Source organism: Paenibacillus sp. 01T442, from assembly GCF_056398345.1.
In genome coordinates this window covers 17,966-32,246 of the sequence record NZ_JBFTPF010000045.1, presented here as the reverse complement: position 1 = coordinate 32,246, position 14,281 = coordinate 17,966, and the positions used below count along the sequence as shown (strand labels likewise).

Sequence of the window (14,281 nt, the reverse complement as noted above, 5' to 3'; positions counted from 1 at the left end):
ACAATCGTTTGACCCCTATTAAATTTACAAGTTAGTTCTGACATTTTATAATAGAGACATGTGTTCTTATCGTACGAACCAAAAGGAGTTAATTCATGTCTTCTACACCTATTTTGAATGATGACCAATGGTCGAAATTGCTTGAATATGTGGCCGAAACGTACAACGAAGTTACGTTAAGTCGGGGCTTTCATTTTTATAAACAGCAAATGGTAACGTCATTGAATATCACTACAGAACTAAGGAAGGTTAACGCCGTCGTGGAGGAGTTTGGCGAGAAATGTCAGGTTGCGATTGACCTGAATCAATTGAAAGCCAGCTCTTGCACCTGCCCTGTTAAGACATCCTGCAAACATGTGGCGGCAACCTTAATGGAGCTGGCTGATCGCCAAGGCTATCCAGCCTCCCAAATCATGAATGCCAAAATGGCGTTGAAACGCGTAGCTGCGCAATCCTCCAACGCATCAAATTTGGAGCAACTTCCAGGGATGACTGTGGATGGTTGGCACAAGTTCATGGAGCACTACACCTTTCACCTCAAGCCCTCCTATGATCAATGGAACTATGTTGAATTGCTTAGGGGGCAATTCGCGAATCTCAAGCGTAGACCGATTCCGTTCTCTGAAGCGGACCTGTTTTATTTCGAATTCCATCAGCGATTGTTCATTTTACGCAAAATCGTAGAGCAGAACGCCCAAGCTGGTGTCACCTTTTTCACGGCTGCAACCGTCTATCATTTGAGTGATGAGCTGGATGAGTGGTTGAAAGAAACGGCCAAGACGTTGAATGTTGGRCAGCATGAGCAGAGATTAACTCAGACTTCCGCTTATCTTMGAGCGCAAATGGCGATCGAATCACCGAAGAAGCTGCATCACTTCAGGGTGTTTACGACGTTCTGGGCTTATCATGTCCCCGTTGAGGCAAGCCTCATCGCTTCGGAGATAACAGCTTTCGAAGAAATGGAAGCGGCAGATCTCTCCTTTTCCCTATGTGCAGGACGAGCGTATCTGTATCTTCGTCAAGGGAACTCACGTCAGGCCTGGGATACATTAGTCTCACACGCAACATTCAAGGAAGCGCCAACGCTTCTGTTCGTACCGTTCCTTGACTTCATGAAGCACGCTCAGGATTGGCAAGAGATGGTTCATTGGCTGCGTAGATTGAGTTCTTTCTATCAAGGAAAAAGACATCTCGAAGTTGACGTCTACGTCTCCTATTGGAAGCTCGTCGTCGCTGAACGGCCTGAAGCCGAAGCTGACATGTGGCAGTCGTTAGGAGAGCTTTTGCCAACAACATACCGCATAATTGAAGACCTCTACTATGAGAAGCGCCAATGGAAGCCGTGGATTGAGATGCAAATTGCCCAGGGCTACGACCCTTTTACACATCGCGTTCATGTGCTGCAACCCATTGAGAAGGAGTCTCCTGAGCTACTACTACCTTATTATCACCAAGCGGTGGAGCACTATATTCGGCTCAAAAACCGACATGACTACAAATCGGCAGTACGGCTCCTGAAACGATTGGAAAAGGTTTATAAAAAAATGAAGCAACCCGAACGATGGGAAGCATTCTTCACCCGATTCGTCAGTCGGTTTAGCAGGCTGCGCGCATTGCAGGAAGAATTGAAGAAAGGGAAGCTGCTAGAATGAGCACCAAACTGCACGAAATGTCGCTATGTATGTCCCTAACAGATAGTGGAGATGCCTTGCTCTGGGGTTTCAAAGATGGCCGAGATGTCTCTGGTGACCACTTCCGCAAGCTCTTATTCACATGGCATGAGCCTTCGCTCTATGGCACTTTATTAGAAACGCAGCAAGCTGGCGAGCTTGTCGTGACGATTCTCCCTGCTGAGCATGTTCTTGCCTTCTTTGCCGAGCCGAATTTCATGGATATTGTCAGTTGGGAAATGGGTACAGAGTCTTCAAAGACGATGTTGCATCTTGCTCCACTTCTCTATCAAGCTGCTCAGAAAGGGCACTATATACCAAGCTATGAGGATTTCCGCAAAGGTCAGTTAGTATGGACTTGGGATCGGAATGCGGATGAACTTGCGGACGTGGATTCGCGAATGCTCGAGAGCATCGATGACCTTGGCGAGACTGGTTTACGCGCTGCCTTTTCGGCTGCAGTGGTAGAAGCACATTATGCGGATGCGACTGCAATGGCCGATTTACGTCGCGATTATCCGGCTTTATTTGCGACGAATCGGAAAGCTAACACAGCGGACGATTCCCCCGCTGCTTTTACGGAAAATGAATGGCTCTCAGCCATGGGTTGGCGACCAGATTTAGCGCCTTTCCGCCCTGCACTGCAACTGCTTGAGCCTGATGAGCTTGAAGAAGACTGGCGGTTGCGACTCGTCCTGCAGGACAAGCACGACAGCACCCTGCTCACTCCGATTCGACTGCACGTGGATGGAACAGCTTCAGGCCAATGGGCGTCGGAGTGGACGCCGCATGTGGTGGAGCGTGCACCCGGCTGGGTAACGCGCTTGTTAGAAGCACTTCCCCGTATGGCCGATGACGGGGAACTACTCGCTCATCCGATGAGCGATGATTCGGCTTGGACGTTCCTGACCAAGGACAGCCGGATTTTGCTGGAAGACGGCTGGAACGTCATGTTGCCGGCTTGGTGGGAAGCCGCGGCGAAGCGGAAGCCTCGCCTGAGTGCCAAAGTTGCTGCAGAAGCAGGCAGCGGAGCCGGCGGCGGTGGCAAAACCGAGTCCTTATTCGGCATGAACTCGCTCGTCAATTTCGATTGGCGTATCGCCATTGGTGATTCCGAGCTAAGCGAAGCGGAATTCAACAGCCTGCTAACGCGCAACGAACGGTTAGTTCGTTTCCGCGGGCAGTGGATTTATTTGGACCCTGCCTTCTTAGAACAAATTCGCAGACTCATGGATAGCATCGATCCCGCTGAGGGCTTGTCGCTGCAAGATATTTTCCAGCTGCACCTGTTGAGTGAGCTAGAGCGAGATAAGGTGAAATCCTCTTCATGGGATGGCGATCATCTCGATGAGGTCGATCCTGAAGAAGAAGCTCGTTTACAACTTGAAGTGGAGTTGAACGGACATCTGCTTAAGTTGGTTCGGCAGCTAGGACAGCCATCCGATCTCGAGCTTATCCCCGTACCGCAAGGGCTTCGCGCCGAGTTGCGCGGTTATCAGCACCAAGGGTTTACGTGGTTAACCTATTTGCGAAAGTTCGGCCTCGGTGCGTGCTTGGCAGATGATATGGGACTCGGTAAAACCGTCCAATTCATCACCTATTTACTGCATCACAAGCCGGTTTCTGAGCAGCCTGCGTTACTCATTTGCCCTACTTCTGTACTGGGGAACTGGCAGAAGGAGCTTGCGCGCTTCGCACCTGAACTGAATGTGATGCTGCATTACGGGAAAGGTCGTTTGGGCGGAGCTGCACTGGATGATGCTTTGCAAGGAGTCGATATCGTCCTGACTTCCTACACGACAGCACTTATGGATCAAGAAACACTTCAGCCGTATATGTGGAGCTCCCTCTGTTTGGATGAAGCTCAAAATATTAAAAATGCCCAAAACAAGCAGTCCKCCGCCATCCGCTCATTGAACGCTGTTCATCGCATCGCTCTCACGGGTACGCCAATTGAGAATCGATTATCAGAGCTGTGGTCCATCTATGATTTCCTGAATCCAGGTTATCTCGGGAATCAGCGCGGTTTTCAAGTTCGCTTCGCGAATCCAATCGAGAAACATCAGGATACTGAACGGACTGCGCAGCTTCAACAGTTGGTAAAACCTTTTATGCTGCGGCGCAAAAAGAAAGATCCTGCCATCCAGCTCGATTTGCCGGATAAGCTGGAAATGAAGGTCTACATCAACTTGACGGCCGAGCAAGGCGCGATGTATGAGCAGACCGTCAAGGATCTGATGGAGCGCATGAAGAAGCTCGAGGGTATGGAGCGCAAAGGCGCGATCCTTGGCGCTTTGACACAGCTGAAGCAGCTGTGTGATCATCCGATGCTACTTACGAAGGAAGCGGAGCTGGCTGAGGAAATGGCTCAGAGCGAGGAAAGCCGCGCTKAGTTGGTGTTGCGCTCCGCGAAGCTGGAGCGGCTCGTTGCCATGGTCGATGAGCTCCGCGACGAGGGCGATTCGTGCTTGATCTTCACGCAGTATGTGGGCATGGGCCGCATGCTGGCGAGTGTGCTCTCCGCGCAGCGCGGAGAGCCGGTGTTCTACCTCAACGGGAGCACGCCGAAGCAGGAGCGCGACCGCATGATTGAGCGGTTCCAAGCCGCTGATGGCGAGGGACCGAGTATTTTCGTGCTTTCGCTGAAAGCCGGCGGCGTCGGGTTGAACTTGACCGCGGCGAACCACGTGTTCCACTTCGACCGCTGGTGGAATCCCGCGGTCGAGAACCAAGCGACCGACCGCGCGTATCGCATGGGCCAAACACGGAACGTGCAGGTCCACAAGTTCATCTCGCTCGGCACTCTGGAAGAGCGGATCGACGAGATGCTCGAGAGCAAAATGAGCCTCAGCGACAACGTCATCTCCTCCTCCGAAGGATGGATTACCGAGCTTTCCAATGATGAGCTGCAGGATTTGTTTACGCTGCGTAAATCTTGGTGATTAGCAGCGGCAGCGAAGGTAGCGAAGGACGATTTAAGGCCCGAAATGGGCCTTATCGGCTCCCGCGGCGACGCGCGAACGGACAATAGCGCCCCAAAAGGGCGCTATTGTCTTTGGTCCGCTGCTTCTGCGGCGGTTTCGCCTGACTTAAGGCCCGAAAAGGGCCTTATCGGCACCCGCGGCGGCTCGCGAACGGATAATAGCGCCCCAAAAGGGCGCTATTGTCTTTGCTTGCTGCTCTTCCGCCGGCTTCGCCAGCAGCTCACCTCACTCCACCTTCACTCAACTACACAAAATCTGCGGAGCACGCTACCGAATCTCTATCCACCACTAGCTAGATACGCTTCTATCTTACAATCTACCTGCGTCTAAAACACCACAACTCCTCCGAATGTTATACTAGACGTATATAATTCATCAAATTTCGACATCCACATTCATTAAAAGGAGACCCAACCTTATGTTTCATTCGAAACTTGTCATACCAGCAACTGCCTTACTCCTAACAGCAGCACTTCTCACTGGCGGAGCGTCATCCGTATCCGCAGCCTACTCCCCATCCGTTAACGCGTCAACGAAACTCGTGTACGCTGCCGGCAAAAACTTCACAGTCAAAACGGTAACGGTTGACCTCACTGATCCGACGCTTGAACTTGTTCCGGCCTTAGCCGATGGTGGTATCGGACACGACGAAGCCATGCAATCCATTGTGGAGCGAGAGAACGGAGTCGCAGCGATTAACGGGACATTCTTCAACGCCTACGAGTCTGATCCTTATATCCGCTACCCCAACGGGACGCTGCTGAAGTCTGGTGAGCCGATGCATTCTGGGGAAAATCAGACGCTTTTTCTAAACAAAGATAAGGTGCCTGACATTCAGTTTGTCAATCTCGATATTGCCATTCGCACCAGCGAGGGCAGCGGTACCTACACCATTAATCCTTGGGGTATTAACAAATATTACGGAGACACGAGCACCGACCAGATTGTCTGGTATACGTCAGATTTTGGCCGCTGGATCGGCTTCCCTAATGGCACCAAAGTGGTGATCAGCGATGGACTGGTCACACGCATTACGCAGGATTCCGTATCAGTTCMGGAAGGTGGTTATGTTTTATTCGTTGGTAACAGCGCCAACAATAAGCAGAACGTACTGACCAAACTGGACGTAGGTGACAGAATTACGAAGGATATTATTGCCAAAGGGGAAGGCGGAAGCAGTCTCGACGCCAAAACCTGGCTGTCCGCCATCGGCGTAGGTCCGAAGCTTGTAACGAATGGCGCCTCAGATATCAATGTAAGTAGAGATGGATTTACGGATCCAAAAGTCACACAATCTTCTGCGGCTAGAAGCTTTGTTGGGATCGATGGCTCTAATCAACTAGTCATGGGCACGGTACCTAGCGCTACCTTATCCGAGCTTGCTTCAATTTCGATTGCACTTGGATTAAAAGAAGCGATGAATATGGATGGCGGTTCAAGCTCCGGCCTTTATGCAAACAGCACGATGATGACTTATCCGGGACGGAAGCTTAGCAATGTATTTGTCGTCCGCAAGCTGGAAAAGCCTAAAGTACAAATTGATATTAACGGTCAATATATCTCAGATTTTTCCGGTTTCATCGATAAAGAAACGACGGTCGTCCCGATTCGTCCCTTCATTACGGCCATGAATGCCAAGTTTACTTGGGATGCGTCAACCCGAACGGCAACGATTACGAATGCTGGTGTTACTTTGAAGCTGCAGGACGGGAGTTCTGTCGCTACCGTAAACGGCAAATCCGTTTCTGTCCCTGTTCCCTTGCAAATTATGAGCGATAGCCGAATGTATGTCCMTCTTCGTCTAGTCGCTGAATCGCTCAAAAGCTCGGTTGAGTGGAACAGCAAACTGTACCGCGCATCGGTGCGTTTGCCTTAATTGCATTTTATGATGTTAAAAAAACTGGTAGTTCAAACATGAGCATGTTTGAACTACCAGCTTAATTTTAGGGATCGTAATAATATCGTAATAATCGAGTTCTTTAGATTGTCAATGGCCGCCAAATGGTAGCCATCACTCTATTTTCATTCCATAACACTCCCATCTGTATAAGCATTCAATTGCTTAGACATCATGATGGTGTTCATCGATATGAATCCATCTACGATTTTAAAACCAACTCTATCATAGACTTTAATCGCTGCTTCATTATCACTCAAAACTTCAAGATACATGGAATCTAAACCTAAAACCTCTCTGCTGAACTCACAGATCGCATCTAATGTTTTTCCCCCTAAACCCATCCCTCTAGCAGCGGGATCCCCGATCATAAATCTCCCGAATTCAGCTTCCCTGCCTTCATAATTAATATTGTACAGAGATAATGCGCCAACAGGTCTCAGACGTATTTTCAAATCAACAATAATAAAAAATAGATCATTTTCTTTTTTCAGATAGTTCGTGTACCAGTTCGTTTGTTGCGAGCTCGTAATTAAGCTTTGATCAACAAACCACTTGCGGATCGTGTCTGAATTTCGCCAATTCCTTAGGTCCTCTAGGTCCTCGATTCCAAGAGGTCTTAACATGAAATCTTCTCTTTTAACAACATAATTATGGTCCATGAGTACCMCCAGAATGACTGGTATATTGAATCACCATTTCTGACACATAGTCTACGTCTTTTTTAGTTAAATTTAAATGAAGAGGTAACGAAAGAATCCGTTCATTCAATCTTTTGGCGTTAGGACATGTATGTTGTCCATATTGGTAAAGAGGGTATACCGTATTATCCCTATAATGAACGCCTGGGTAGATACCGCTTTCGTTCAATGCTAATAACACTTCATCTCTATGATCGATTTCAATTACAAACAAATGTCTGGAAGACTCACAATTCGGCGATACGGCAATCGTTCTTATTTGCATGGGAACCTTTTTAAAATGCTGATCATACCAACTTGCGATTTGTCTCCTATAGGCATTATCCTGATCTAAATATTTCAATTGCACTAACCCTATTCCAGCCATAATGGAGTTGCCGTGATATTTATATCCCAAGAATTCAACATCGTATTTCCACTTATATGCACCCTTACTGCTTGTACGTTGATAAGTGTCTTTATTGATTCCGAGCCAGGTCATTTTTCTACAGAGCTCATCGTGTTTTTGCTCTTTAAAGCAAATCATGCCAGAATCAGCTGTCGGTAAATTTTTTACGGCTTGATAAGAATAAACGACCACGTCAGCCTCATGCCCTGGAATTTTGCCATCTACCCTAGTACCTGCCATATGAGCGGCATCTAAAATAATTTTTAAACGATGGACTTTGCATAACTCAACAATTTTCTCGTATTGACCGACATTCCCCCCCAATCCCACGAAAAGAACCGCTTTGGTCTTTTTCGTAATCTTCTTCTCCACATCTATGGGATCTAAGCATAACTGGTCGTCAACATCTGCAAAAACAGGATGAAGATTCTCATACAGGATCGCATGATTGGTTGAAACAAAAGTCAATGGAGTCGTTATAATCTCATCTCCGTCTTCCCACTTATTTTCCATTTTCAATACTTTTAAAGCTAAATGAAGGCCTGCAGTAGCTGAATTAATAAAATGCGCATGAGACAACTGTGTGTAATCTTTCCATTTATTTTCAAATTCAATTGTTTTATATCCCAAACCAGTCCAACCTTTTTCTAAACACTCCCGAATTTCTTCGAGACATTCTTCTATTCTAAATTTGGGTACAAATAATTGGATACTCATGTTGTACACTTCCTTATTCGGCATTAGAACTTCCTCACAGATTGGAAATGATAGCTTCGATCTTTTTCCGCTGCTCGTTGATTTTCGGAACATATTCCGAAAAAGAAGGTAACAAAGTATTTTCAACTAGCCTTTTCAATTGTAAATCAAGCGCAGCCTTGTACCGGTCCKAGTTCTGTAAAAAACCTGCCTCTCTTGCACATATCGTCAATTCGCTCCAATCTGCAAATGAAGATATGCCGAGAGAGTTTTGATTTTGTCCTAGATGTATGCGGAAATAACTGAGTGTCTCAGGTAAATAAACCGCATTACCTCGAACAAGAAGCGAGAGCCATGTCGCCAAATCATTGATGGTCGTAAACTGTCTGCCACAAAGAATGCCGAACGGTTCTATTAAATCCTTTTTCCGAAAAAGCACAGTTGTCGGCTCTCCGATCACATTATGTCCGTCACTCAATATGTCATTGCCAAAATCAATTCCTTTCAACACCGTCGTCTCATTGAACAATCTTCGTGTTGCATATACAGCAGATCTTTCGTTCCCGGATCCGTCGATCAACTGGCGGTAAGAAGTAACTAACGCGACATCCGGCATCTCCAAATAGCATGCCATCATTCGCTCAATTTTCTCAGGGTGAAACAAATCATCATCCATTAAATAGTTCACATATTCACCAGAGGATAGTTCAAAACACTTGTTCCAATTTTTCACAAATAGCACGGTGTCGTTTTTAACATACTTGATATTCGGGTAATGTGCTAGATAGGGCTGCATCATAACCCATACGCCCATGTTCGTGCTATCGTCACAAATGATGATTTCAATATTTGGATAGGTTTGATTAATAGCACTTTCTAGCGCTAACCTCAAATAATGAGGCCTGTTATAAGCAGGGATCAGAATACTGACAAGCGGCTTATTATCCATATCATTCCTCCATTTAGCATGAAAGGTTATTAGCCAATTCTGCGAATAATTCTCATACTATCGTAATCGCATAAATATCGATAATTTGGATTTCTGCACATTTCATCCACAGCTTGTTTGACATCCAGGGAATTCGTATAATCGTGAAATGCTACAATCCCGCCAGGTACTACCCTTACAGCATAGTAATCAATATCATGTTTGACACCCCAGTAACTATGATCCCCATCAATGAATAATGCCGCAATGGAATCAGGGCAATCCTCATAGGCTTCCGTGCTGAATTTGGGGATCGAAATAATCGTGTTCGGCAATTCAATTTTTTCTATATTATTTCGGAATTCTTCCGGCGAGGATATTACGAATGGATCAATGGCGAAGACCTTCTTTTTCTTTTCCGTAAAGAGAGTACTACCAATGGCCAGGCAAGCGGTGCTTTTTCCTTTATAAGATCCAATTTCTACAATAGMCCCATCTAAGTGATTCACCATAAGTGGAATGTGCAGCAAAGCGATTTGTTCAATATAGGATAGCCACCCATCAATCGTTTGAATAGTATGAAGCCAATAACTTATGCTCAAATGTTTAAGAATATCGATACTAGGAGATTCTGATTCATCTACCTTACGGATGCTGGTCGTTGTTGCATTGTCGTTTCGGAGAACTTCTGGCAGCGCGCCAGTAAATTTAACTGCTCTTTTCCAAACATAAGGGTGGGTAGGGTGAAGATCTTCACTGCCTTCCGACCAATTCAGCCACTTATTAGAGTACCAAGCTTCACGGTCAAAATCTAAAGCATGGCCCCACGAATTAATTTTGCGGTATACCTCTTCATCTTCAAGCACATAACTTCCGTGAAAACATAACGAATTGAGTATTTTGACTTTCGCAGCGTATCCTGGACCGCGATGGCTAGTAAACCAAATGTCTCGCTTGCAGTTCATTGCTACATTAGGACGATAACCATGAACACTGGATCCTGCTTCGTTCACTAAGATGTAATCCCAAGATTTCCAGAAATTGCACCAAGGGGTTTCATAACAGTCATAATCAGGTTCGCTGCTGATATCTTCAATCATCCTTCCATAAGCTTCAGTTGTATAGAATTCATCTGCATCTTGAACAAGTAAGAAATCAAATCCATCTTCTTTGGCTTTTTTCAGACAAGCGTTCCTCTGATCGTGCTCCCAGTCCCAAACTCCGTGGATGATCTCTATTTTATCAGCATATTTGGATTCCATTAATATACTAAGATCAGCAGTGTTAGTCATGTCATCTCTGGCTTGAGGATTGTAACTCCACGGGACTTTGCTGTATGCGACGTATATCTTTTCAACAAATGGATCGCAATTTTCTAACATCTTTAAAATAAGTTTCTTTGAATCAAAAAGGAGAATATGTGCCGCAAATCTTTTAGGTGTTGTAACCATTATTTTCTACCACCCTCACTTTGAAGTTTATCTGCCTTCAATTCCAATTGAAACAGGATATCGCTTACTGTCCTGATTTCTGCTTATGATCCAGTTGTTTCGATAACATGCTCATAAATGTAAATGTTTCTCCTTTAACCGGATGAACCCAATAATAGTGAGACTCTAATTTTGCCGCCTTCATTTCATCGAAAGAAATAGGTTTTACAGTACGCACGTATTGCAGGCTTTCTTCATAATCCCAAGGATACTCCCGGCACTTTCCTCCATATTTCATAACGAGTGTGGCATAGAGCATTTCTTCCATTGCAAAGGTATTCGTTGCAGCTAATAATTGCTCTAGCTGATTAAAATCGGTCTCATCGACTATTTTCCTAACTATGGAGCGACGATAAACTTGTGCTGGATTAAAATAGCGGACAAAGTAGTTTGTCTGGAAGAACGGTTGCCAGCGATGCCATTCGTTCCACAGCGTAACCCCCGGATAAAATTGTGGATTATCATGCGCTGAACGTTGCATTTGCATATGAGCTCCCATGCAGTCATAGCCTTCCATTACCTCTTCGATGAATGACTCAAAACCAGGCTTGATAAAAAGTACGTCAGAGTCCAGGTTAATGAGGTAATCGTATTCAATGTTCGTTTCTTCAAGCCAATGCATGACATCATATAGAAATCTGCCTAATTTCCCATATTGTAAAGGCCTGCTGTACGGACAAATGGGAATGCCTTGGCAACTGCCGAAGTCCCTATTTGCACCTCCGTTGTATAAGACAATCTTGACATTAGGAATGTAATGTCGAATATTTTTTATTTGCTCAGTTAGTACGCTTTCGTCCTCATGTGCCAATATTGTAAAACAGATCATATAGTATCACATCTTTCAAGATAGTTTGAACCAGCTTGAGTATTCGTTTGAAACCCGTGTGTCGCTATCCGATGTTTTAAGTAAAATTACGGTGAATGTAGCTGCCATGTTTATACGTTATTCGCAAATATTGATGGTTCCTCATCCAGGAGTCCACCCGTTTCTCGAACAATTCACCACCGTAAGCTGGGTACCTTTGCGATGCCGGATGTGTTTCATTGTAGATGCGCGCTCGGAAATCCTCGGTACGAATCAGATAGCATTGATCCGAAAAGCCATATCCCATATAAAACCGATCATTCTCTTCCAGAGATTCTTGCTTCGCATATTCGTAACTAGCGTTCCATGTTGGATTTGCAACTCTAATCCTGGGGTCATCTTCCATATTTTCAAGCGCTGACTCCACCCATTCGAGCGGCCTCTCCAAGATCGAGTCACTGGAGAAATGGAGCAAATAATCCGTTGTGCACAAGTAAATAGCAACAAGTTCGGAAATGGAATAATAATATCCTCCGTTAAAACTGTCTTTATCGATTGCAAAGAAGTCCAGTGCCTCCTTTGCGTAAAGATCCACGACTTTATAGGAAGTGAGTACGCCATTCTGAACCAACTTGTCGGCATAATAGCTAACCTCTTCCGGATCGTTCACGTTATTGATGTATAAAACTGCTTCCTTGAACGGAAACTGATTGTAGCGAAGATTAGCTTCCAGTCTCGGTGTCTGAAGAAGGTAACGCCAATCCTTTTCATAGCACTTCGTCTCAAAAGTCACGTCCCACCGGTTCATTTAGTGCCTCCTTCCCAGACACTCCTTTACTTTGAAGGACTTCATGTTCTCTGCTCCTGGTTCAAAACGAAAACCTTGCTCCTAAGATATGCCCTGGCAGGTCCGCCTGCAACGGCTAGAATCATTGTTCATCCATTAATTCCCAAGAAAGGCTTATCTTTAATTACCGCCGACCAACGAACTTTTATTGCTAGTACTATGAAATAAAAAAGACAGCCTGTAAGTAGAAGATCTACTTACAGGCTGTCTTTTTATATCTAAAATATATGGCCAATCCAACCAATCTAGCTTAGTGCAAACCTTCTAGCGCAACGTCTGTTCTTGTTTCATGATGTGCTTCCGTCTTGCCGCGGCGCAGGAAGAGTCCAAGAACTACTCCGCACATCGCGATAATCATCATACATGTGAACGTATATCCGAATGCATCAGGAGCTACGGATAGCATCGACTTTTGCATATCTGCAGGGGAACTCATTGGAAGCTTCTGCTCGGTAATCAACGTTGTCACACGTGAAGTCAGAATTGTAACGACGATAGCAACACCGAAGGAGCTAATAACTTGCTGCATCGCACTTGTCAACGAAGTCACTCGGCTGACGAGGTCTTGCGGAGCTTTTTTGATCAAATGGGAGTTGATTGGCATCATCATGAGTCCCATACCCGCTCCAGCCATCGCTAGTGGTAGAATGAGATCTGTTCTTTGTGTGCTCAGATCCAAATGAGAATATTGGAAAATCGCCCCTGACACCAGGGTAAGACCGATGACAACTAACCAACGAATACCGATTCTATCAAATAAATAACCACCAATTGGCATCATAAGTCCAGACGCGATCGCTTGCGGGAACAGGGTCAAACCGGTATCGAATGCACCGTAACCACGGGCTTGCTGCAGGAATTGCGGAAGAAGGAAAATCGCGCCAAACATACAGAATTGGATCACCCATTGAATGAATATACTAAAGGAAAAATCGAATGATTTAAAAACGCGAAGCTCAAGCAATGGAATTTTCGTTCTGAGCTCAACGATGACGAAGGCAATCAATGCAACGGCACCAACGATGATACCGCCAAGCGCTTTATCAGACGTCCACCCTGAAGCACCTTGTGAAATACCATAAGATAACGAAGCGAAAGCAATCGGACCCAGGATCATCCCTGGCAGGTCGAATCCGGCAACTTTTTTACGCGCCACAACAGGTAATTTCCATAATCCAAAAATTAAGCTGAAAATACCGACAGGCAAATTAATTAGGAAAATCCAGTGCCACGAATGGTATTCCACTAACCAACCTGATAAGATTGGCCCAATAGCTGGTGCTAATAAAATAGGTACGCCAAGCATACCCATCACTTGCCCAATCTTGTTAGGCGGACTAAGTCTGTATACATACGCCATAGCGACTGGCATCACGAAGCCTCCGCCTAAGCCTTGCAGAATGCGGAAAAAGATCAACATTTCAGCTGTGTTTGGCGTCGCACATAAAAGAGATGCAATCGTAAATAAAAATACGGATGTAAGGAAAACATTTTTCGCTCCAAAACGGTCAGATAACCACCCCGCTAATGGAATTACCGCAGCGGATGCCAGCATATAGCCTGTTACCGCCCATTGAATTGTAGGTAGATCAGTTTTGAAGTCAACCACTAACTTCGACAATGCAACGTTCATTGCTGTCGTGTCGAGGATAACCATGAATATGCCTGTGATAATGGCGATTAACGGCACCAGAATGCTCGTAATCTTAAATTCCGGCTCACTTCCACCGGATACAGCCGTTTGACTCATCCTAACTCCTCCTTAGACAATCTCTCTCTTCACGTGTTACAATATAGGGGACAATTGTCCGCTACCTCATATTACGGACAATTGTCCGCAAAGTCAAATAAATTTTTTATGGACGATCTTTC

The 14,281-nt window shown here is 45.5% G+C and carries 10 protein-coding genes; 3 read left to right on the top strand and 7 right to left on the bottom strand.

Annotated features, from left to right (window positions below; genetic code table 11):
• Positions 1-95 precede the first annotated feature (95 nt).
• The 3 genes from AC1DLM_RS24975 to AC1DLM_RS24965 all read left to right on the top strand — a co-directional run bounded on the left by AC1DLM_RS24975 (position 96) and on the right by AC1DLM_RS24965 (position 6,530).
• Positions 96-1,652: a hypothetical protein gene (locus tag AC1DLM_RS24975; RefSeq protein WP_477571487.1), complete on the top strand. Its 1,557-nt coding sequence runs from the start codon at positions 96-98 to the stop codon at positions 1,650-1,652.
• Entirely contained in the window at positions 1,649-4,612 is a 2,964-nt protein-coding gene (locus tag AC1DLM_RS24970; RefSeq protein WP_477571486.1) for a DEAD/DEAH box helicase, read from the top strand. The genes AC1DLM_RS24975 and AC1DLM_RS24970 overlap by 4 nt, the downstream gene beginning before the upstream one ends.
• A gap of 460 nt (positions 4,613-5,072) precedes the next feature.
• Positions 5,073-6,530, top strand: a complete 1,458-nt coding sequence (locus AC1DLM_RS24965) for a stalk domain-containing protein (protein WP_477571485.1) — start codon at positions 5,073-5,075, stop codon at positions 6,528-6,530.
• A gap of 146 nt (positions 6,531-6,676) precedes the next feature.
• On the opposite strand, the gene AC1DLM_RS24960 is transcribed toward AC1DLM_RS24965, so the two are convergent.
• The 7 genes from AC1DLM_RS24960 to AC1DLM_RS24930 form a co-directional block, all read right to left on the bottom strand.
• Complete coding sequence (locus tag AC1DLM_RS24960) at positions 6,677-7,177, bottom strand: GNAT family N-acetyltransferase (protein WP_477571484.1); 501 nt, start codon at positions 7,175-7,177, stop codon at positions 6,677-6,679.
• A gap of 25 nt (positions 7,178-7,202) precedes the next feature.
• The gene (locus AC1DLM_RS24955; protein ID WP_441991863.1) at positions 7,203-8,357 is read right to left on the bottom strand and encodes a DegT/DnrJ/EryC1/StrS family aminotransferase; all 1,155 of its coding nucleotides are present in this window, start codon (positions 8,355-8,357) and stop codon (positions 7,203-7,205) included.
• 34 nt (positions 8,358-8,391) lie between these two features.
• Positions 8,392-9,285 carry a glycosyltransferase family 2 protein gene (locus tag AC1DLM_RS24950; protein ID WP_477571483.1) on the bottom strand — a complete coding sequence of 298 codons (894 nt, stop codon included), beginning with the start codon at positions 9,283-9,285 and terminating at the stop codon, positions 8,392-8,394.
• A 29-nt stretch (positions 9,286-9,314) separates the two neighbouring features.
• Positions 9,315-10,715 (bottom strand): class I SAM-dependent methyltransferase, encoded by a 1,401-nt coding sequence (locus AC1DLM_RS24945; RefSeq protein ID WP_477571482.1) that lies wholly within the window; start codon positions 10,713-10,715, stop codon positions 9,315-9,317.
• A gap of 64 nt (positions 10,716-10,779) precedes the next feature.
• Positions 10,780-11,583 (bottom strand): hypothetical protein, encoded by an 804-nt coding sequence (locus tag AC1DLM_RS24940; protein ID WP_477571481.1) that lies wholly within the window; start codon positions 11,581-11,583, stop codon positions 10,780-10,782.
• Positions 11,584-11,659: 76 nt separating this feature from the next.
• Complete coding sequence (locus tag AC1DLM_RS24935; protein ID WP_477571480.1) at positions 11,660-12,370, bottom strand: hypothetical protein; 711 nt, start codon at positions 12,368-12,370, stop codon at positions 11,660-11,662.
• 289 nt (positions 12,371-12,659) lie between these two features.
• Positions 12,660-14,159 (bottom strand): DHA2 family efflux MFS transporter permease subunit, encoded by a 1,500-nt coding sequence (locus AC1DLM_RS24930; protein WP_441991868.1) that lies wholly within the window; start codon positions 14,157-14,159, stop codon positions 12,660-12,662.
• Between the last annotated feature and the right edge of the window lie 122 nt (positions 14,160-14,281).

Bases quoted from the DNA above. Each gene is read 5' to 3' on its own strand.
- AC1DLM_RS24960 (WP_477571484.1), bottom strand. From the start codon at position 7,177: ATGTTAAGACCTCTTGGAATCGAGGACCTAGAGGACCTAAGGAATTGG.
- AC1DLM_RS24940 (WP_477571481.1), bottom strand. From the start codon at position 11,583: ATGATCTGTTTTACAATATTGGCACATGAGGACGAAAGCGTACTAACT.
- AC1DLM_RS24935 (WP_477571480.1), bottom strand. From the start codon at position 12,370: ATGAACCGGTGGGACGTGACTTTTGAGACGAAGTGCTATGAAAAGGAT.
- AC1DLM_RS24930 (WP_441991868.1), bottom strand. From the start codon at position 14,159: ATGAGTCAAACGGCTGTATCCGGTGGAAGTGAGCCGGAATTTAAGATT.